The sequence below is a fragment of the Cryobacterium serini genome (assembly GCF_004404025.1).
Taxonomy (GTDB): domain Bacteria; phylum Actinomycetota; class Actinomycetes; order Actinomycetales; family Microbacteriaceae; genus Cryobacterium; species Cryobacterium serini.
This window is the reverse complement of sequence record NZ_SOHN01000005.1, coordinates 1-20,670: the sequence shown is the minus strand read 5'-3', so window position 1 is coordinate 20,670 and position 20,670 is coordinate 1. Positions and strand designations below refer to the sequence as shown.

Below are 20,670 nucleotides of genomic sequence, written 5' to 3'. Positions count from 1 at the left end.
TAAGAAAGGCATCATGAATAGTCTCCCGTCAACCATGCGCGCGAGCGTTCTGCTCGGTCCGAAGTCACTCGCGGTCGAAGAGCGGGCACTTCCGGCGCTTGACGACGATCAGGTCTTGGTCGAAGTAACCGCGGTAGGCGTCTGCGGATCTGATGTTCACTTCTGGCACGATGGTCGTCTCGGTGACTGGATCGTTGATGAGCCGCTCGTTCTCGGACACGAATCCGGCGGTCGAATCGTTGCTGTCGGGCGCGCCGTCGACCCGGAACGGGTTGGTGAACGTGTGTCCATCGAGCCGCAGCGGCCGACGCCAACTTCCCGGGAGACCCTGACCGGTCGGTATAACCTCGACCCGGACATGCGCTTTTATGCCACCCCCGGAGTTGACGGTGCCTTCGCGCAGTATGTGGCCATTCAATCGCACTTCGCTTGGGCTGTGCCCAACACTGTCAGCGACGATGCGGCGGCACTTCTCGAGCCCCTGTCGGTGGCGATCGCCACCGCGCAAAAGGGCGGCATGACCATCGGCAGCCGTGTTCTCATTACCGGTGCCGGTCCGATCGGCATCATCACGGCGCAGGTTGCTCGAGCCTACGGGGCCAGCGAGATCATCATCTCGGACGTCAGCCCCGCCCGTCGGGCACAGGCGCTCGCCTTCGGCGCGACCCGGGCAATCGACCCGCAAGTCGAAGAAATCTCGATGCTCGGACTTGAGGTGGACGTTTTTGTAGATGCCTCGGGTGTAGCAAGCGCCGTGCAATCGGGCCTTCGAGCCGTTCGCGCCGGGGGAGTCGTCGTGCTCGTCGGAATGGGCGCGGGCGAGATCGCCCTGCCGATTTCCGTCATCCAGAACCGTGAACTCATCGTCACGGGAATCTTTCGGTACGCCAACACCTGGCCGACGGCCATCGAATTGGTGAGTCGCGGCCTGGTGGATCTAGATTCCCTTGTCACCGGTCACTTCGACCTCGACCAGGTTGACGCTGCCCTCCGGTCGACGACACAACCGGGTGTTCTAAAATCTATCGTGACCCCGAACACGAGCGCGCAATGACGACGGCACCTGAGCGACCGGTGCTCTTACCGAGCAACCAGCCAGCGAACAGGTTTTATGCGGGTGGGTCCAAAATTCGCGCCTTCCGGCACGAGGAGGGAAGCACCGATCATGTTCCCGAAGATTGGGTTGCATCGACCACGACGATTTTCGGTGAGGCGGACACTGGGCTGACCGAGTTGCCGACTGGGGAACGACTCCGAGACGCTATCCTCGGCGACCCGGTCGGTTGGTTGGGTCGCGACCACCACGCACAGTTCGGTGCCGACACCAAACTGCTCGTCAAGCTTTTGGACGCCGGCCAACGCCTCCCCGTACACATTCACCCCTCCCACGAGTTTGCCCAGGAGCATTTGGGGGCGGGGCACGGAAAGGCCGAGGCCTGGTACGTGGTGGACGGTGGCACCGTGCACCTGGGCTTCGCCCGTGACGTGTCAGCGACAGAGTTGAGCGATTGGGTGCGGGAGCAGAATGTGGACGCCCTGCTGGGCGCTATGCACCTGCTGACTGTGTGTGCAGGAGACTCTATCTACGTGCCACCCGGCCTGCCACACGCGATCGGTGCCGGTGTCTTTATCGTTGAGGTGCAGGAGCCCGAAGACATGTCCATTCTGCTGGAATGGAAGGGCTTTGCGATCGATGGACCGCGGCACGGCCACCTCGGGATCGGTGCCGAGAAAGCCTTGAAGGCGACCGATCGCCACGGGTGGTCGATGGCGGAGCTCGAAACGCTCCTTATCCATGATGGCACCGGCGTGCACACCTTGGCGGCGCAAGCAGGTTCCTACTTTCGTGCGGAGCACAGGTCTGTAGCGGGGGAGACCGTGCTTGACGCCGGCTTCAGCATTCTTGTGATCCTCTCCGGTGAAGGACAACTTACGGCGGCGAACGGCTCCCGCGCCGTTCTCGCGCCGGGTCTCACGATCCTGACGCCGCACAATATCGGTAACCTCACCATAACCGGTGAGCTGACGCTCCTCCGGTGTCGACCACCGCTGGGTCAGGTGCCAGACTCCATCTGAGCCTGCCGGGACGAGGGAAAACACTGATGTGACCAAAAACGCGCCAAGAAACCCGCGCTGTGATTGGAATCCGCTTGGAATGCCGCGTCGCACCTTACGAGCGATCGTTAGCGGTTCCGACTCCGAAGCGGTTCATTCGCCGCGCCGGAGTGGGAGGCTTTCGCGGCTGCCTGCTTGAGCGCGCCTGCGCAGGCCTCGGTATTTTGGCGTGCGGTTGAGGGATGAGGTGCACTGTTGACGCCGAACCCAGACAGGGGCAATAGCGCCGAAAGTTACTCGCGGTAAATGCAAGGGAGCAGAACGACCGACCGGCGGCGAGTCCGTATCGTCGAGGTTCGGCAGCGTATTCGTCGGCAAATATCATGGAGCAGTTCCGCCGCAGCTGTTCAAATATGACCTGTCGGCTAAAATTGGAGCGACGTTTGTCGACCGATTACCACTTAGGAATTCTGCCCATGAAAACTCGCAAAGTAGCCATCATCACTGGAGGCTCCCAAGGCATCGGAGCAGGTCTAGTGTCCGCCTTTCGCGGACTCGGCTACGCCGTCGTGGCCAATTCACGCTCCATCACAGCGTCCGAACATTCGGACGTCATAACGGTACCCGGAGATATTTCGGACCCCGCAGTAGCCGGTAAGGTCATCAGCACCGCGATGGAGAAGTTCGGCCGAATCGACACGCTCGTGAACAACGCCGGAATCTTCATCGGCAAACCATTCACCGAGTACACCCAGGAGGACTACAACAACATTCTTCGGGTGAACCTCGGGGGCTTCTTCCACATTACGCAGAAGACCATCGCGCAGATGGTTGAACAGGGGGCGGGCCACGTGGTGAACGTGACAACGACGCTTGTTGAATACGCCAATTCCAGCGCTCCGTCGGCTCTCGCCTCGTTGACCAAGGGTGGGCTGTCTTCCGTCACGAAGTCCCTGGCGATCGAGTACGCTAGCCGCGGTATCCGCGTGAACGCCGTTTCTCTCGGAGTCATCCACACCCCCATGCACCCGGAAGAAACGCACGGAGCCCTCGCGGGTTGGCACCCGGTCGGACGGATTGGCACGGTCGATGATGTCACCCATGGCGTCCTCTACCTGGAACAGGCCCCGTTCGTCACGGGAGAGATCCTGCACATCGACGGCGGACAAAGCGCCGGAAGCTGAGGCATGATTCGACGAGCAGGCTGAGCTGGCCGTCTCGTCTTCGACGATAGAAGAACGCACGGGAGAGGAACCGATGATCGCGCTTGATAGCATCGCCCAGGTTCGCATCTTGACGGAAGTCTTGAATGGGTGGGCGAACGGAATCCGTGAACATGAGCCGGAACGTGTCGCGTCCTACTTCACCGAAAACGCTCTATTTCAGGGCGTCGCGCCGACGCATTCGATTGGCAGGCTCGGTGTGATCACCTATTACGACAGGCAGCCTGTAGGGCTCAGCCCCGCATTTCGCATTCTGGAACACCGCCAACTCTCTGACGCAACATTGATCTCGTATCTCGATGTCGACTTTACCCATCCTGATGGTGACGTCATTCCCGTTCACCTGACGGCTGTTCTGCAACACGTCGATGATTCGTGGCTCATCAGTCACTACCACGTTTCACAAGTCGAGTCATAGCGGGAACCCGGCCGGGCAGAAACTAACGTCAGCTTTCGACCGGATTGGAGCCCCTCGGCTAATTAGTCAACGAGGCACGGCTCAGGTCCGGACGAGCGGGATGAAAAGCTTGGTGGCTGGACCGGCATCGCCATGACCTCATCCCAGGGATGTGAAGCCGAGCTGTCGGCCTAACCGCTGGATTGGACACCGCAGTCGCGTGATGCCTGTGTCGTCGCGATAGTGGAGCGGCCGCAAGCCAGACTCTGACAAACAGCTTCAGGCAAGGGTTGTAGTCGACCAGGGCCGAAATAGAGCAGGTCTTGCAGAGGCTTTGCGCAAACTGGAGGACCGTGAAATGGTGGACCGCACAGTGTTCACCGTCGTGTCCGTGCCTGCTTAGGGAAAAACGCGAACAAAGCGCTCGTTTATGTCTGTGGTTGGCCAAGGCAAGACCGGTCGGTTCACAGCAGCTGGTACATTGACCAATCTTGAGGAGTCCACCATGAACGCAGCCATGCCGGTGATAGTTTTTGATGTCAATGAAACCCTCTCGGACATGTCTCCGATGGAGAATCGTTTCGTAGAGGTCGGTGCCCCGGGCTACCTGGCTCGCATCTGGTTCGCAGCCTTGCTGCGGGATGGGTTCGCCCTCGCGGCGTCTGGGGGCAGCGAGAGATTCTCCGTGGTGGGCGCGGAAATCCTGCGTGCTTTGTTCCGCGACGTCACCTTGACCAGCACTGTCGACGAGGCGATAAGCCACGTCTTGGACGGCCTCGGGGCATTGAAGCTGCACCCGGACGTTGCAGACGGGGTGCGGGCGCTCAAGGATGCGGGATGTCGCCTCGCCACCCTCTCCAACGGGTCCGCGCAGCTGGCCCAGAACATGCTGACCGCGGCGGCGATCCGGACTGACTTTGACGCCCTCCTCACTGTCGAGGATGCGCCGCAATGGAAACCAGTCGGTTCCGCCTACCGCTACGCGGCGGAAGCTCTCGGAGTTCGACCAGCCGACATGCTCCTGGTCGCCGTGCACCCGTGGGACATCCACGGGGCAGCTCAGGCGGGCTTGCGCACTGCCTGGCTGAACCGAAACGATGCACTCTACCCGAGCTATTTTGCGACACCGGATTACACCGTTCCGAAGCTCAGCGAGCTCGCCGAGCGCCTTTTGGCTTAGGAGGTCTGTGCTCGGTGGGTGAATTTACGTGTGTATGGATGCGACGCCGCAACTCACCCCACGATTCTCATCTATTGGGAGCGTCGTCGTACGCGCCCTCGACGCAGTCATCGCGCTCGTCTGAGGATAGTGAATCTGGTAACAAACAGCACGGAATGCAGGCACAATGAATTATGGACTCAAAGCAGGAAAAGAATGCTGTCGACGATATGGTTCGACGGCTTGAGATCAGATACGCCGATTTGCCTGCGGATCGGGTGAAAGCAGTCGTGACGGAGTGTCACGCTTCCCTCTCTGACAAACCCATCCGGGACTTCATACCGGTACTGGTTGAACACGCAGCGCGGTCGCAGCTGCGCGCGGAGCGGAACGCACCTCCCCGCGCGGCCTAGCGTCGATTCGCTGCAGCGAAACGTCCTACTCGGGCTGTGAGCCGGGCTTGACCTTGGCCGAGGAGCGAACGTGTTTCCAGAGCTCGGCAAATACCCGCGCCGGCTCAGTGCTCGGTGCGTACGTTCCTATCGGGGCGCGTTCGGCGCCCATCCGTTCGATCACGACGGTCGCCGGAACGACGAGGTCGATCACTTCGGGGTGCTCGCGCGGCAGCGCCTCTGCGGCGGATCGGTGCACAAGCTTGCGGCGATCCACCATCGAAAGGAATGCAAACACTTTGGGCGGCCGGTTTGATGTCGCGATGATCTCGTTGACTTGAGCCAGTGAACGGAGCGAAAGCGGCGACGGTACCAGGGGGACAAGGGCAACGTCGGCCGCGTGGAGTGCGTTTTCAGCCACGAGGGACGCGCCGGGAGGGCAATCGAGGATCACGACATCGTATTGGTTCGAGACCGATTCCAGTACCCTGGCGATTCGCTGCGTCGACTTCTTGGCTGAGTCAAGGAGCAGGTCGAGATTTCGGTAAGTGTCATCCGCTGGCAGCACATCGAGGTTTTTATACGCGGTCGGCCGGATGACAGCATCCGCGTGGCTTTTGCCCCGAATGAGGGAATCCACGCCGCCCTTGACTTTCGCTTTGACGTTGAGGAGATACGTCGCGGCGCCCTGCGGATCCAAGTCCCACAGCAGCACCCGGCACTCGTGAGATGCCTCCCAGGCGAGATTGACCGCCGTCGTTGTTTTGCCGACCCCACCCTTGGTGCTGTACACCGCGACCGTCTTCATGAGCCAATCATAGGAGTCAACCTGGTGGCGCCGGAGACAGTGTCAACTCAAGACCGTGTCGTGTTGGAAGCGCCCTCAGTGGCCACGTGCGGTGGGTCCCAGCAGGGTACGAGTCCAGGACTCTCCGCATTCTCCGTCTGGAGCTTTGAAGGAGCCGGTGAGAGGCGACTTCGGTGTGCAATAGGCTGCTAATTGCCATTAATTTCTCATCGAATACACAGGTGATGTTCACCCTGTGTTGGCACAAACCAATCTTGGGGAGATCACGACATTTATGTCGCTTGAAAACACGCCGTCGACCACGCCACCAAATCCATTTCAGGCCGGATCGATACCGCCGACTCCGCCTACGCCGAACCAACCTGTAGTGAATTCAGCGCCTGCTCAGCCCGTGCTCACGCAGGCCAACCCTTATTCTGATGCGGCCGGGCAGCCGCTCGCTCAGGGGCCGAGTGGGCCGAACGCGTTTTCCGTGATCGCGCCGCGCGCGTGGCGGGGAGCCCTCGCATCCGCTGGAATCGGGTATGGGGCAGCGTTTGTTGTCGCGCTCCTGACCGTTGCCCTGACCGGGCTTCTTACCGGCTGGGAGATGTTCTCGGCTGGCTGGCTTGTCTCCGGTCCTGTGCAGTTGGTCGCAATGGCAACATTTGGCCAGCTTGGCGCCTCGGCAGAAGTCGAGTACATCATCTCCTTCGCCGGAAGTGTCACTGTGGGAGTGCTTCCGCTGCTGGTACTAGCCGCTCTGCTGGCTGGCAGCTATCTTTCCAGTCGGTTCGTGGGACGCGGCGTCTGGCAGGGCTCATCGGCCCTCATCCTGTCGGCCGTGTCCGGGCTCACACTCGCAATCGGGGCGACAGTGCTGGCCGCCGTGCTCCCGGTGCAGTTCCCCGATCTGCAGTTGGGCATTCCTGTCGGCTCAACCTCCGCGGCATCTGTCGGTTCGTTCCTCGGCGCGCTCGTCATCGGATTCGTGGTCTCCTACGTGGCCCGGCTGCAAGCCACGGACGGATGGTCGCGTCTTCTCGTCCGCGCAACCTGGCTACCGTTGGGCACCGTGCGTATTGCCGGCCTGCACCTCGGCGCATTTATCGCCGTGCTGGCGGTCGTGCTCGCTATTATTACCCCGCTGTCCGCGGCCGACGAATACGTCGGAGTGCTTCCCGTGTTCTTGCTTACCTTCGCCATCAACGCCGTCGTGATCGGCATGTTGGGCGCGTTTTCCGCCGATCTGAGTGATTTGGACCGCGTGCTGGCCACTCTGGGCGGGGCGTCCAACGAGCAGACGCAGCAAAACCTCTCCGTTTTCAGTGACGGAGTCTCCGGCTATATCTGGCTTATCGTGCTGCTCGCCTTGATTCTGGCAGTCGTCGCCTCGCTGCTGCTCGCCGTTCGTCGCAATCGAGTGCGCCCGGCACCCCAGTCGTGGCTGGCCACCATCGCCACGTACATGGTCTTCGGTTTGGCGTTGCAGCTTCTTGGCAGCGCTCTAGTCACGGCGTCGATGACCGCACCCGAGAATGCCTCGGCGTCGGGAACAATGGGGCCCGCTGCGTGGACCTTTCTTATCTTCGCCATCTGGGGTGCTGGTATCGAGGCCCTGACGCGCTTCGTCGCACCGGTTATCTTGGCCTACGCGACGCCAAGAGCAATCGGTGCCCTCGTCAAGTTATCTGGTCAGGAACGCTTGTTGCCCGTTGCGCCGACGGCACCGCTCGTGCCGGTTGGAACCGTTACAGCTGGCGCGGCCTTGCCTGCGGCAGGGACGGGGTACGGCATCGATCCCGCCACTGGCTATCCCGTCCCTGTGGTCACCGCGGCCGGCCAGCCGGGTGCGGTACCGCCCGCGTTCGCGACCAGCACCATGTCTCCGGCCACGGCCAAACGAGTGAAGATCGGCGCCATCATCGTCGGTGCTGCTGCACTGCTCATCATCGCGGCAAGTGTGGCTGGCGGAATTGTGCGTTCCTCGGTCTTTGGCCCGCAGAATGTTGCGACCGCTTATCTCGACGCGCTAGAAAAGGGCAACGCCTCGACGGCTCTGAAACTGCTCGAGTCTTCAGCGGATGCCGGTGACGGCATGCTCTCCAACGACATTTTCGGGCTGGCGACAGATCGCATCGAAGACGCCGCCATTTCGGAGGTCACCATCACCGAAGATGTAGCCCAGATCGAAGTGCACTTCAAACAGGGCGGAGTTTCTGACTCTGCCGTGCTGACGCTCACCCGCACGAGCACCGACTGGTTGATTGCCGATAACTGGTCCATTCTGAACGCCGAGCCTGGTCGGATCGACGTCTACATACCGACCAGACTGGGCGACGTGGAGCTCGAGGTGAACGGTATGTCGGTCGGTACAACGAAGGACGACGGGCTGACCCTGCCGGCTTTTCCCGGCACCTATGAAGTGGCCATTCCAGCCACGGACTACTTCGAAGAATCATCGGTGACCTATGTCGTGAGCGGGCTGCTCGGGGGGTACGGGGAGTTCGAGTCGAGCGACGACGCGTTCACGGCCACCCCAACGGCCGAGTATGAAACCGCCGCCCTGGACGCCGTTAACGCGCTGATCACGACCTGCCTGGCTGCGGGAGACGCCGCGTCTGACGACTGCCCGAACATGGGGTACATCTCCTCCTATTATTCCAACGTCGCATACACCCTCGTTACAGCGCCCGACCTTACCGTGGATCCGTCGTACGAGGACGGCGGCTTGACGGTCTCCACCGACACCTACGGTGTCGTGAGTATGGAGTACGACGTCAACTATGGTTTCTCTTCCGAGATCCGTCATGAGACCACTGAGAACTACCTCACGATTAGCGCTGAGGTCAACGTCGTCGACGGCGAGGTCGTGGTGACCTCAATCTACTAACCGAGCGGCGGGGCAGTTGAGGTTCGGGTTCGGCTTACGCCGAACCCGAACTTCTCAAACCCGTGTGGGCATTCTTGCCACCCCCAATCAGGGGGCGTCTGAGGATGTTTCATGATATAGATTAACGCGAGGGAAATTCTCCGGTCGACTCGCGGCAATCAAGTCCGGCGAACCTACCAACTGCGTGTCTCTCAACCTAACTGCAAAACGTTCCACATTATTAATCGCCGTTAGCGTAGTGATAGGTCACGGAGGGCGTGATGGACATGACACAACCCCGAGGTGAGGACGACGCCCGGTTGTCAAGTCACGACGGAATGAGTGCTGAAGAGCCGACTTTGAGCAACGACAGTTATTCGAATGCGCAAAAGTATGTCGCTGACAAGAACATGTTGGAACAGACGGTGAGCTTGCAGCATGCCATCTTCAACAGTGCCAACTTTGCGTGCGTCGCTACCGATGCCAAGGGCGTCATACAAATCTTCAACGTCGGCGCGCAGCGCATGCTCGGCTACAAGCCCGAGGATGTCGTGAATACGGGCGTGCCAGGGGATATGCACGACCCGGACGAAATCATCGCCCGAGCGGCGCGGTTGAGCGCCGAGTTTGGTAGCAAAATTCAACCCGGCTTTGAAGCCCTGGCCTACAAGGCGAGCCGGGGAATCGAGGATATCTACGAACTGACGACGATTCGAAAGGACGGGAGTCGCTTTCCGACCACGGTGTCGGTCACGGCCTTACGTGACGTCGATACGGAGATAATCGGTTATCTGTTGATCAGCACCGACGACACGGCGCGAAATCAAGCATCGATCGCCCAATCCCTACTCGATCAGCGGCTGCGCGACCAGCAGTTTTACACCCGGTCGCTGATTGAATCGAACATTGATGCGCTGATGATGACCGACACCAGGGGGGTTATCTCCGACGTGAACCAGCAGATGATAAAACTCACTGGGCGCACCAGGGACGAACTCATCGGCGCCCCGTGCCGCAATTTCTTCACCGATCCGGTAAGGGCGGACACGGCCATCCAGCGTGCTCTGACCGAGAGCAAGGTAAGCGACTATGAACTGACGGTGTGCTCCATAGATGGCGTCGAAACTGATGTGTCGTACAACGCTGCGACTTTCTACGATCGAGATCGGGTTGTGCAGGGTGTATTTGCATCGGCCCGTGATGTGACAGAACGCAAGCGGTTCGAACAAGCACTCCAGAAGACGAACATCGAGTTGGAACACGCCAGCCGCATGAAGACGGAGTTTCTGGCAACAATGTCCCACGAACTACGCACTCCCTTGAACGCCGTCATCGGCTTTTCAGAGGCTCTCAAGGATGGACTCATCGGGGAACTCACGGCGACGCAGCGCGAGTATATCGGGGACATTTATTCCAGTGGCCACCACCTTTTATCGCTGATCAATGACATTCTCGATCTGTCCAAAGTCGAGGCGGGGATGATGGACATCGAGCTGGAATCGGTCGATGTGCGGCGGTTGTTGGATCAAAGTTTGTTAATCGTGCGAGAAGACGCTCTGATCCGTGGGCTGCACCTCGTATTCGACGGAGCGGACGATCTGGGGACGCCGATGCTTGACCGACGCAAAACCAAACAAATCGTTTACAACCTCCTGTCAAATGCCGTCAAGTTCACACCAGACCTCGGTGCGGTCACACTCACGGCCAGAAGGGTTCCCCGCAGCGCGGTGGGCAAGATCGTCGGCTCCCGTCCGGTGCATGATTTTCCGTTGCCCAAGAGCGACGTCGATCATTTTCTGGAAATTCGCGTCGATGATACGGGAATGGGCATCTCGCGTGAAAATATGTCGAAGCTTTTTCTCGCTTTCAGCCAGATCGACGGCACCTTGGCGCGCAGGTTCGAAGGCACCGGACTCGGTCTCGCCACGGTCAAGCAGATGGTGGAGTTGCAGGGAGGCACCGTTGCTGTTGCCAGCGAGACCGGCGAAGGATCCAGCTTTGCCATCTGGCTTCCACTGGGTGCAACCGACGACCAGGCGCCAGCTTGGCCGGTTGAAACAAAAGCATCGAGCTCCGACGGACTGCCAGAAGCATCGAAAACGTTGGAACCGGCTTCCGGCCCGGTCGGCCAGCCCAAAGCTTCGGCGCGCCGCGACCCCGTTGGCGCGGTCAGTGTGGTGGGAACTGGAAGACTGCCCACTGTCGCCAACTTGGCGGAAGCGGCGCCGGAAGCGGCGAAGGAACGGGCCCTCACTAGTGGAGACGAAAGCAACGCGGTTGCGTCCGCGAAGCAGGTCAAAACTGACTCTGGGATCGAATCATTGGACACGACGACAGAGACTCTTTCCGATGTGGCCGAGAGTATTCAGCAAGCGCCCGCAGGTGAGGGGGAAACCGACAAGCACGTTGTTCTTGTAATTGAGGACGACGCCAAAGGGGCCGAGGTTCTTCGGCTTTTACTGGAGGCTGAAGAGTTTCGGGTCATCATCGCGCGCAGCGGTGAGGACGGTTTGGACCTTGCCCCGAAACAGCGTCTCAGCCTCATAACTCTCGACATCCGTCTGCCGGGAATGGACGGTTGGGGTTTTCTGATTCGCCTGCACGAGTTCTCAGATCTTGCAGCCGTTCCGATTGTGATCATTGCGGGGGAGACCGATGTGAGCCTGGCCTTGACGCACGGTGCGGCCGCCGTACTGGAGAAGCCGATCAGTCGACAGGCGCTGCAGCAGTCCTTGAAAGCGCTCGGCCTCAGCCCTGACGCCCGGCGCACCCGACGCATTCTGGTCGCCGACGATGACCCCGAAACTGTTGACGTGATCGCACGCTTTCTGACTCGTCCGGAGTATGCAGTCGAGCGCGCTTTCACAAAAGACGAGGCCATCGAGATGGCGCAACGTTTGCATCCGGATCTGGTGTTGCTCAATCTCATGATGGAAGGGTTCAGCGGCTACGAGGTTGTGTTGGCGTTGCAGAGCGATGAGGCCACCGAACATATCCCGGTGTTGATCGTGTCTGGCAAGCCACTCACGAAGCAAGAATCGGCGGCGGTTGACAGTGACCCAACCCAGCCGGTGCGCGTACTCGGTACAGAAAAGTTTAACCGAGCGTCTTTTATCGCCGAGGTCAAGCGCGCTTTAAAGTCTGGTGAACTTTGCGACGACCTGAAAGGTGGGTAGCGATGTGGCCAGAATTCTCATCATTGAAGACAATCCCATCAATATGAAGCTCGCCACGCTGCTCGTGAACCGGGCGGGCCACACGACGTCGGAGGCCGTCGATGCTGAGAGCGGTCTATTGCTCGCTCGAAATGAACTGCCAGATTTGATTCTGATGGATATCCAACTGCCGGGAATGGACGGGTACGCCGCCACGGCCTTGCTGAAGAGCGACCCCGCCACCGCCGAGATTCCGGTGATCGCCCTGACAGCGATGGCCATGTCTCGGGATCAGGACCGGGCGCGCCAGGCTGCTTGTGACGCCTACATCACTAGGCCGCTGCACTATCAGGAGCTTCAAGACGCAATCAACTGGCTTCTGCCGCGGGCTGACGATGAGGACGCGTCGGAAGGAACGTCTTCAATAATAAGCAACGGTTCGAGCCCGATGGAGTCGTCTTCTGGCTTCTCGGTGCGAGACCGGTTAACGGTCGAGGATTTCCCCACAGGAAAAAGGGCGATGACACTTCGCGCCCCGGATGCCACTCGTATTCTCGTAGCCGGTGGTAATCCGACCCAACAAAAACTCATTTTATGGCAGCTGAACCTGCTCGGCTACGAGGCCGACCTGGCGGATAACGGTGCTCTAGCCCTCGAGTTGTGGACAACGGGCGACTATCATCTGTTGATAACTGACCTCCAAATGCCTCAGATGAACGCCTTTGAATTGGCTGCAGCCATTCGAGCGACGGAGGGGCCAGGTGTACATATGCCGATCCTGGCCATGACGGTTAGCGCGGTTCACGGCGATGCCGACTATGCCCGCAGGGTCGGTATGAACGATTACCTCATACGTCCCCTGCATCTGGCCAAGCTGCGCGCGGCCTTACTAAAGTGGCTGCCTCTGGAATCCGACCACCCGCATTGACGCCGTGCATCGACCACGTCTATGGGCCTGGGAAGATCAGGGTGCGGCGAAGCAGCTCGATCGTTCGGTTTAGCGACTCGGCCAAGGTGGTATCGGATTGTTGGTCAGTCGCATTCGGGTCGGCGTCGGCGTCGGACTCAGCTTCCGCGCCGGCGACAGGCTTGGTCGGGCAGGCACGAGCGGGCATCCATTGCATGGCCATAAAACGCGCGACGCCCATCATGGCGTGAGTGAGCAATTCGGCCTGCCCGTGTCGAAAAGCCCGGGCAGCATCATTTTCGGTGTCGACGGCGGCTCCGCGACCGAGGCGCAGGTAAACCAGCTCGGTGACCTCGGAGGTGACCCGGGCCATCCGCTCCATCTGCTCCTGCATGAGCTCTGGGTTTAGCCCAAAGATTCGCAGTCGGTCGGTGAAAAGACCGTCGTCGATGCCATCACGCGGGCCGATCGCGCTCATCAGGATCAGCACATCGGGCAGCAGATCATCTCCGGGGGCGGCGATAAATTCCCGGGCCCGACTTTCATCGATGGTGGGCGGTGCGGCGCCGATGATGGCTGCGTTCTTGGTCTTGAAATAGTTGAAGAAGGTGCGCTGGGAAATGCCGCTCCGGCTGCAGATCATACCCACGGTGACGTTGTCGAAACCGTGTTCCAGAACGAGGCTGACCGCACTTCTTTCCACGCGCAGCCTCGTCTCATGATGCTTGTCTTCACGACTTTGCGGGCGCACGGGTACCTGGGTGCGTGGCGTCGGGGTGTCGGTCATGCCTCGTCCAATCAATGGGTACAGGGCTACTCGTACCGCAGCGACTCGATCGGGTTCTGCTTGGCCGCGCGCTGAGCCGGCAGGGTGCCGGAAAGGAACGCGATCAGCATGACCAGCAGAATGACGAAGGCCACAGATGCCGGTTCAAACAAGAGGATGTTCAATCCCGGTAGCCCAGAGAGCAACCCCTGCGACAGGACGGCGCTCAACGCGGAGCCGAGCCCGATCGCCACACCGGCGCCGATGGCGCTGCCGAGGAATCCGATGACGATGGCTTCGAGGCTGAACAGGGTGTAAACCTTGCCGCCGCTCATGCCCATGGCCTTCATCAGGCCGATCTCGCGAGTGCGTTCCTGCACGCTCATCAGCAGGGTGTTGATAATGCCGAATGCAGCCGCGATCAGGGCAATGACGGCGAAGGCGTTGAGTACCCCCACGATGCCGTTGATCACCGTCTGCACGGCGCCCAGCTGGTCTTCGATGGTGCTCGCGGTGTAATTCTGCGTGGCGAGTTCAGCCTTGAGCGCGGTCACGGCATCCGCTGACAGCGCTGGGTCGAAGTGAGCCACGGCCACGCCGTAACTCGTGACGGCGGTGTCGATGCCGCCCGACTGCGCGTCGGCCAGCTCGGCTATCAGCGCGTCGTTGGCCCCGGCGCCCGCAGCAAGCAGGCTCTCGAGCGAGACGCCGACGACGGTGGCGTTCACGGTGTGCTTCGCGCCGAGAATGTCGGTGATGCCGATCGACACGGATGCCCCCACCGCGTCGTCCGCCGACGCGAACCCAAGCGGGGTCACGAAGGTGTCGGGCAGCACGAGTTGCGCTTCACTGGCGCTGCCGTCGAGTTGCGCGCCCGCGGTGAGGTTGGCCGTGGTGACGGCGGAGGTGGCGTTGATGCTGAACTCGTACTGCGAACCGGCGTACTCGATGTAGTCGGGCTGAACAGCGCGAATCGGATCGACCGACGTGATACCTGGGATCTCGCCAATTGTGGTGAGGTCGGAATCTGTCAGTGCTTTGGTTGTGGTGCCGGGCGGACCCTGTTGGCTGGAGACAGACGCTGAACTATTCGAGTCGTACTTGACCGGGCCGTCGCCGGCTGTCGTGGCGTCACTCGCCTGCGTGACGATGAACACGTCGGGGGAGCCGAGGGCGCCTACCTGAGCGTCGACGTACTGGGTGACGCCGGCGCCGACGGCGTTGGTGAGGGTGAGAGTGAAGGCGCCGACGAAGATGGCCAGAACGGTCAGCGTGGTGCGAAGCTTGCTGCGAAAAGTGTTGGAGATCGCGGTGGCGACAAGGTCTTTGGCTCTCATGCTGCGCCTCCGGCGGTGGTCGGTGCTGCTGCAGTCACCAGCGCGTGCGCCCCGGTATGCGTCGAACCGGCGTGCGCCACGATTAGTCCGTCGCGAATGTAGATCTGGCGGTCACAGCGGGCGGCGAGTTCCTCGTCGTGGGTGACGATGACGAGCGTGATGCCCTGGCTGCGATTGAGCTCGAACAGGATGTCTTCCACCACGGCACCGGTGGCGGTGTCGAGGTTTCCGGTCGGTTCGTCGGCGAAGATTACCCGCGGCGCATTGACCAGGGCGCGACCGATCACGACGCGCTGCTTCTGCCCGCCCGAGAGGGTCGTGGCTTTGTTGCCGGCTTTGTCGGCCAGTTCGAGCTGTTCGAGAACTTCCATGCCGCGGCGGCGACGCTCCTTGGAGCCCATGCCGGCGATCTTCAGCGGCAGGATGACGTTGTCGAGCACGCTCACGTTGGGGGTGAGAAAGAACTGCTGAAAGACGAAGCCGAACTCCTTATTGCGCAGTTCGTTGACCGCGCGCTTGGACAGCGACTTGGCCTCCCTGCCGGCAACCTGAAGACTGCCTTGGTCGGGCTCGTCGAGCAGCGCAAGCAGGTGCATGAGGGTCGATTTGCCCGAACCGCTCTTTCCGACGATCGCCACGGTCTCTCCGGGCGCGACCTGAACGGATACCCCCTTTAGTGCGTCGAACCGGCTCGCACCCGACCCATAGGATTTCTCCAGGCCCCGTGCATCAATTACCCACTCGGAGTCCATCGCGCTTCCCTCGCTTCTGGTGGCCGCATAGGCCACATTTTGCAGTAACTGCACTCTAAGTTGCAGTTGCTGCACGTTGACTGAAGGTGGGCCGTTTCCGAGTGGATACTTCGGTCTGAGTGGGTCTAGAGGTCGAGACTGTCGCCCGGTTCGAGGGGGAAGAACTCACCACCATTGAGCTGGGTGACATTCTGGAATCTCGCATTGGACAAATCTTTCCCGGCGCGGGAGAGCAGCATTTCATGGGTGGGAAAGCTGCGCTTGGGCTTGATCGCATCGATGAAGTCCATCGCTTCGCTGATTTTCATCCAGGGTGCTGCGGCCGGAACGGCGAGCGTGCCGACCTCGACCCCTTCGGGGATGGTGAAGGCATCGCCAGCGTAGTAGAGCTCGTCATTGACGAAAACTCCGACGTTGTCGATCACTGGGATCGATTCATGGATGACCGCGTGGGTAGCGCCAAAGAAGCGCAGGGTGAACGGGGCGACTTCCATCACGTCACCCGCCTGCACCGTCGTCACGTCGAGATCAGTGTCGACGGCGGCAATGGCCCGTGCAACGCCGGCCGGCGCGAAGATGCGCAGATTTGAGTTCATCTCGACGATGCGGCCCAGTTGTTCCGGAGTCCAGTGATCGGCGTGTTCGTGGGTGATGACTACGGCCACGGTGCCCGCCGTGCCCGTGAGCGCAGTGGTAAACGAACCCGGGTCCACGTAGAGCTTCTTGCCGGAGACTTCGATGATCAGGGCAGCATGCTCCAGCTTGGTCAGTTTCATGCCCTGAGCTAACTCCGATTCGAGTCGTGGCGCAACAGCATCCACTTTCTTGAATGATGTCAACAGTCGCAACGGCGCGCCGCGTGCGCTCAGTTTGGAAGAGCGCTCCGGTGTGTGGCATACTCGGTAAGTTGCAAAAACGGCCCCATCGTTTAGCGGCCTAGGACATCGCCCTCTCACGGCGGTAACGCGGGTTCGAATCCCGCTGGGGTCACAACTGCCCGGCAGCCTACTCTTTTGAAGGCGCCGGGCCTTCTTGGTTCACGGCGTCGGTGTGCCTGTATAGGCTCGTAGACATGGCCACAGTCATTCTTGTGCGGCACGGTCGCACCACAGCCAACGCTACCGGCGTGTTAGCCGGACGAACCCCCGGCGTCGGGCTCGACCAAGTGGGTCGTGACCAAGCTGCACGCACCGGGGAGCGGCTTGCTGGGGTTCCACTGGTTGGTCTGGTCTTGAGCCCGCTGGAGCGGTGTCAGCAGACCGCGGCCCTGATTCTGCAGCACCAGGCCGGTTCCCCGGCGACCTCCGAGAATGCGGACATCACGGAGTGCGATTACGGAGATTGGCAGGGCCGATCGCTCAGTGAGCTGGCCCTGGAGAAACTGTGGCCGGTCGTGCAAACGCAGCCGTCGGCCGTTGTCTTTCCCGGCGGAGAGTCGATGGCGACCATGCAGGCCCGGTCGGTTGCCGCCATCCGGCGCCAGGACGCGCTCTTTGAGGCGCAATTTGGGCCGGACGCCGTGTGGGTGGCAGTCAGCCACGGTGACATCATCAAGTCGATCCTGGCCGACGCGCTCGGTATGCACCTCGACCTGTTCCAGCGCATCTCCGTCGGTCCAGCCTCGGTGTCGATCGTGCGTTATGGGCCCAGCCGTCCGAACGTCATTGCCATCAACACCGATGCCGGGGACTTGTCCTGGCTGCGCTCGACTGCCGGCGGGGCCGACGCGCCGGTCGGCGGCGGGGCCGGTCACGCTGCGCCACAGACTGTGCGCTCATAAAATATACCCATGCCCACAATCGTCGAGGCCGGTCGACCCGCTTTGCAGGCGGTAGTGCAGAGCGCACTGCAATCGCAGTCCAGAGTGTTGAGCGCGGGAGTCAGCTGGCGCAGAGGCGCCAGAGCGAGGTGACCTCGCTTTGGCGCACCGCGTGCAGTGGGTCATTCGTGTCGGTCGCGCGAGTGTGCACGGCGGGCGCCTCGAGAGCACCGATCACCCGCAGGCCGGCCGCATCGATGACCTTCAGAAGGTCGTTGCGGGAGCGCAGCCCCACCAATTCGGCGAAATCGGAGAGCACGAGCCACACCTCACCCCCGGGCATCAGATGGCCCAGCACGCCGGCCAGAAATCCCTTGAGCATCCGAGAGCCAGGGTCATAGACGGCCGCGTCGAGCAGTGAGTGCGCGGTCGCCGGAATCCACGGCGGGTTGCAGACGACGAGATCGGCGCGCCCCTCGGGAAACAGGTCGCCCAGCTGCACCTCTATGCGCCCGGAGAGCCCGAGTTGCGACACCGTTTCTCGAGCGGATGCGACAGCTCGCGGCTCGATGTCTGTTGCGATGACTCGCGGCACGCCCCGGGTCGCCAGCACTGCCGCGAGCACCCCGGTGCCGGTGCCAATGTCGAAGGCTACCTCGGGTGCGGCCAGCGGCGCGTTCGCCACGAGGTCGACGTATTCACTGCGCACCGGAAAGAACGTGCCGTAATGGGGATAGATCGACGCAGTGAGCGCGGCGACGGGAATGCCCTTGGTGCGCCACTGGTGCGCTCCGATCGTGCCGAGTACCTCGTGCAGTGACACGACAGATGCCTCCGCGATGCTCCCATAGGCGTCGACGGTGGCCGCGACAACGTCGGGAGCCCGGCGCAATCCGATGATGTTGCCGGCCTGCAGGGGAACGAGCAGCAGACCAAGGATCCGGGCCCGATGCGAACGATTCTGCCGATACCGATAGAACAACTCGCCGGTCGTACGCTCAGTTTTGTCGGGACGTGGCCGCGTGCGGTGTTCCAGGGCCGTCAGAATCTGGCGGGCGTTTTGAAAGTCCCCGTTCCAGAGCATAGCGACGCCCTGCGAGGCCAGCCTGTAGGCGGCATCCGCTGTGATGGTGTCGTCAACGGACACGACGTTCCGGGGGGGCCGGAGCGCCATTGGCTGAACGCCAGAGTGCTGAGGCCGTGCTGCCTTCCTGGGCCCAGCGAACGTATGCGCGGTCGTTGGCTGCGGAAGTCATCGAACCCGGTGCATAGTCATAGCCTTCAACTATAGATCGCCAACGAGGGGTGCCCGCTGAATTCCGTACTACCGTGCGCCGCCGGCGGGGACGCACCGAGGGCTAACTTGTATATGTGGTGAGTCACCCATCTGCGGTGTAGACGGACGGTCTCCCCTCTTAGTGGGTGATTTCGATTTTGGGGTAATACCCATTGCATGCGCCAGTCTGGGAGTTCGGTAGTTCGACGACTCGTTGCTCTCCGTGAAACTCCATTGGGGGAATGGCGTACCTTGACGAAAGCACGATCCATGACATTTCGCACTTCACCGACCGGCAGGCCACCAGTTCGTCGTGCCAGGCACTCCGCCCCAACGCGACGGACGACGATTGCGATCCGATGGACCGGTGCTGTCGGGGTGGCCGTCCTGATCGGTTCAATGCTGGTCGGCGGCGTTGCTGCCGCCACTACCGTCACCGCGCGCCCCAACCTTGGTTTTGCGAACTCGTATGTCGTTCTAGGCAACTCGGCCGTCACGATCGGCCCGAGCGCCGTTGTCACGGGTACGTTCGGCTCCGACCTCGGAATGTCCAGTGAAACCGGCGCGTACACCAATGGTGGAACACTCGCCGGCGTGGGCGCCATCAACCTTGGCAATGCAGCGGCACACCGGGCCGAAGCAGATCTGACTGCCGCGCACACCGCGGCCCTGGCTCTCACCGGAGACTTCATCCTGCCCGGTGAGATCAATGCCAAGACCTTGCGGCCTGGTATCCACACTGCTGACAGCAACGTCACCCTGACCGGAACCGTGACTCTGGACGCCGAGGGCGATGCTGACGCCATTTTCATCATGGTGCCGCACGGTGCGTTCGACACTTCGGCGAACGCACGTGTTCGCTTGATCAACGGTGCGCAGGCAGGCAACGCGTATTGGTTCATCGGTGCTGCTTTCACTATTGCGGCCGATGCCGACTTCAGCGGGCGCGTTATTGGTGGCACCGCTGGCACTCTGTCGGCGAACTCCACACTGCACGGCCAGCTGCTCACGACGGGAACAGCGATTACCCTCAGTGAGGGTGCACGAATCATCAATGATGCCCCGTCGGGGACGGCCACCACAGACTGGGTGGATCAAAACCTCGGCGCCATGACCAACGGAGTGTCCTATTCCGACGGTCTCTCGGTCGCGTCGTCCGACACTAGATCCGTCGGCGCTGAAGACGTGGCCTGGGCCGTGACGGCGGGACAATTACCGCCCGGGATCACGCTGGATCCCGTTACCGGAACGGTGGCGGGCACGCGAACCGATTCGGCCCGCTACTCCTGGTCGATCACTGCCACGATCGTTGGCAATATGCGTATTACAAAGTTGTTTTCGACCGAGGACGTGAACGTCCCGACCGTGATGATCACCGGCGGGGCCACGCTCCTCACTAACGACCGGACACCGACGATCTCCGGTACGACCGACGCGCCAGAGGGAAGCGTCGTATCGGTGCTGATCGACGGCATTACCGTCACGTCGGTCGTTGCACAGGGTGCATTTTCGGTTTCCATGGCCGACCTCGGTNGGTTTCCATGGCCGACCTCGGTGCCGATGGAACCCACCTGGCCACGGTTACCATTACCGTCACTGGCGTGGCCGGAACGGCGGACCAGACCATCACGCTTGACACGACGGCGCCGACGGTGGCTATCGCCGGCGGTTCATCGTTGACGACGGCTGATGGCACGCCGACTATCTCGGGTACGACGGATGCTCCCGTTGGCACGGCGGTCGCTGTGACCGTGGCTGGTCAGATGTTGGCGACCACTGTTGTTGACGGTGGTACCTGGTCGGTGACGGCCGCGGCACTGGGCGAGGGCGAGC

Annotated in this window: 17 protein-coding genes and 1 tRNA gene; 12 read left to right on the top strand and 6 right to left on the bottom strand. The window is 61.2% G+C overall.

Annotation, left to right across the window (positions count from 1 at the left end; all coding sequences use genetic code 11):
* The first annotated feature begins 13 nt into the window (after positions 1–13).
* From E3T51_RS02095 to E3T51_RS17475, 6 genes are all read left to right on the top strand, one after another.
* Positions 14–1,054, top strand: a complete 1,041-nt coding sequence (locus E3T51_RS02095; protein ID WP_134526934.1) for an NAD(P)-dependent alcohol dehydrogenase — start codon at positions 14–16, stop codon at positions 1,052–1,054.
* Complete coding sequence (locus E3T51_RS02090; protein WP_134526931.1) at positions 1,051–2,076, top strand: class I mannose-6-phosphate isomerase; 1,026 nt, start codon at positions 1,051–1,053, stop codon at positions 2,074–2,076. Before E3T51_RS02095 ends, E3T51_RS02090 begins: the two co-directional genes overlap by 4 nt.
* Before the next feature lie 455 nt (positions 2,077–2,531).
* Positions 2,532–3,239 carry an SDR family NAD(P)-dependent oxidoreductase gene (locus E3T51_RS02085; protein ID WP_134526928.1) on the top strand — a complete coding sequence of 236 codons (708 nt, stop codon included), beginning with the start codon at positions 2,532–2,534 and terminating at the stop codon, positions 3,237–3,239.
* A 73-nt stretch (positions 3,240–3,312) separates the two neighbouring features.
* Positions 3,313–3,696 (top strand): YybH family protein, encoded by a 384-nt coding sequence (locus E3T51_RS02080; protein WP_134526925.1) that lies wholly within the window; start codon positions 3,313–3,315, stop codon positions 3,694–3,696.
* A gap of 484 nt (positions 3,697–4,180) precedes the next feature.
* Positions 4,181–4,855: a haloacid dehalogenase type II gene (locus E3T51_RS02075; RefSeq protein WP_134526922.1), complete on the top strand. Its 675-nt coding sequence runs from the start codon at positions 4,181–4,183 to the stop codon at positions 4,853–4,855.
* 173 nt (positions 4,856–5,028) lie between these two features.
* Positions 5,029–5,247, top strand: a complete 219-nt coding sequence (locus E3T51_RS17475; RefSeq protein WP_420898399.1) for a three-helix bundle dimerization domain-containing protein — start codon at positions 5,029–5,031, stop codon at positions 5,245–5,247.
* A gap of 25 nt (positions 5,248–5,272) precedes the next feature.
* On the opposite strand, the gene E3T51_RS02070 is transcribed toward E3T51_RS17475, so the two are convergent.
* Complete coding sequence (locus tag E3T51_RS02070; RefSeq protein ID WP_134526919.1) at positions 5,273–6,034, bottom strand: ParA family protein; 762 nt, start codon at positions 6,032–6,034, stop codon at positions 5,273–5,275.
* 367 nt (positions 6,035–6,401) lie between these two features.
* Between E3T51_RS02070 and E3T51_RS02065 the strand changes: the two genes are divergently transcribed.
* The 3 genes from E3T51_RS02065 to E3T51_RS02055 all read left to right on the top strand — a co-directional run bounded on the left by E3T51_RS02065 (position 6,402) and on the right by E3T51_RS02055 (position 12,968).
* The gene (locus E3T51_RS02065; protein ID WP_134526916.1) at positions 6,402–8,906 is read left to right on the top strand and encodes a hypothetical protein; all 2,505 of its coding nucleotides are present in this window, start codon (positions 6,402–6,404) and stop codon (positions 8,904–8,906) included.
* A 317-nt stretch (positions 8,907–9,223) separates the two neighbouring features.
* A complete protein-coding gene (locus E3T51_RS17375; protein WP_134526913.1) occupies positions 9,224–12,061 on the top strand; it encodes a hybrid sensor histidine kinase/response regulator in 2,838 nt (945 codons plus the stop codon).
* A gap of 4 nt (positions 12,062–12,065) precedes the next feature.
* Entirely contained in the window at positions 12,066–12,968 is a 903-nt protein-coding gene (locus E3T51_RS02055; protein WP_134526911.1) for a response regulator, read from the top strand.
* Positions 12,969–12,987: 19 nt separating this feature from the next.
* On the opposite strand, the gene E3T51_RS02050 is transcribed toward E3T51_RS02055, so the two are convergent.
* The 4 genes from E3T51_RS02050 to E3T51_RS02035 form a co-directional block, all read right to left on the bottom strand.
* Positions 12,988–13,734, bottom strand: coding sequence for a TetR/AcrR family transcriptional regulator (locus tag E3T51_RS02050; RefSeq protein WP_134526908.1), 747 nt, complete (start codon positions 13,732–13,734; stop codon positions 12,988–12,990).
* 26 nt (positions 13,735–13,760) lie between these two features.
* Positions 13,761–15,050: an ABC transporter permease gene (locus E3T51_RS02045; protein ID WP_134526905.1), complete on the bottom strand. Its 1,290-nt coding sequence runs from the start codon at positions 15,048–15,050 to the stop codon at positions 13,761–13,763.
* Positions 15,047–15,802, bottom strand: coding sequence for an ABC transporter ATP-binding protein (locus E3T51_RS02040; protein WP_134526902.1), 756 nt, complete (start codon positions 15,800–15,802; stop codon positions 15,047–15,049). The genes E3T51_RS02045 and E3T51_RS02040 overlap by 4 nt, the downstream gene beginning before the upstream one ends.
* Before the next feature lie 125 nt (positions 15,803–15,927).
* The gene (locus tag E3T51_RS02035; RefSeq protein ID WP_134526899.1) at positions 15,928–16,578 is read right to left on the bottom strand and encodes an MBL fold metallo-hydrolase; all 651 of its coding nucleotides are present in this window, start codon (positions 16,576–16,578) and stop codon (positions 15,928–15,930) included.
* A gap of 141 nt (positions 16,579–16,719) precedes the next feature.
* Between E3T51_RS02035 and E3T51_RS02030 the strand changes: the two genes are divergently transcribed.
* Together E3T51_RS02030 and E3T51_RS02025 are read left to right on the top strand one after the other, a co-directional pair.
* A tRNA-Glu gene (locus tag E3T51_RS02030) sits at positions 16,720–16,792 on the top strand.
* A gap of 82 nt (positions 16,793–16,874) precedes the next feature.
* Positions 16,875–17,582, top strand: a complete 708-nt coding sequence (locus E3T51_RS02025; protein ID WP_134526895.1) for a histidine phosphatase family protein — start codon at positions 16,875–16,877, stop codon at positions 17,580–17,582.
* Between the two features lie 100 nt (positions 17,583–17,682).
* On the opposite strand, the gene E3T51_RS02020 is transcribed toward E3T51_RS02025, so the two are convergent.
* Positions 17,683–18,708, bottom strand: a complete 1,026-nt coding sequence (locus E3T51_RS02020) for a methyltransferase (protein ID WP_241989125.1) — start codon at positions 18,706–18,708, stop codon at positions 17,683–17,685.
* A gap of 306 nt (positions 18,709–19,014) precedes the next feature.
* On the opposite strand from E3T51_RS02020, the gene E3T51_RS02015 reads away from it, so the two are divergent.
* Entirely contained in the window at positions 19,015–20,517 is a 1,503-nt protein-coding gene (locus E3T51_RS02015) for an ice-binding family protein (RefSeq protein ID WP_134526892.1), read from the top strand.
* Positions 20,518–20,670 lie beyond the last annotated feature (153 nt).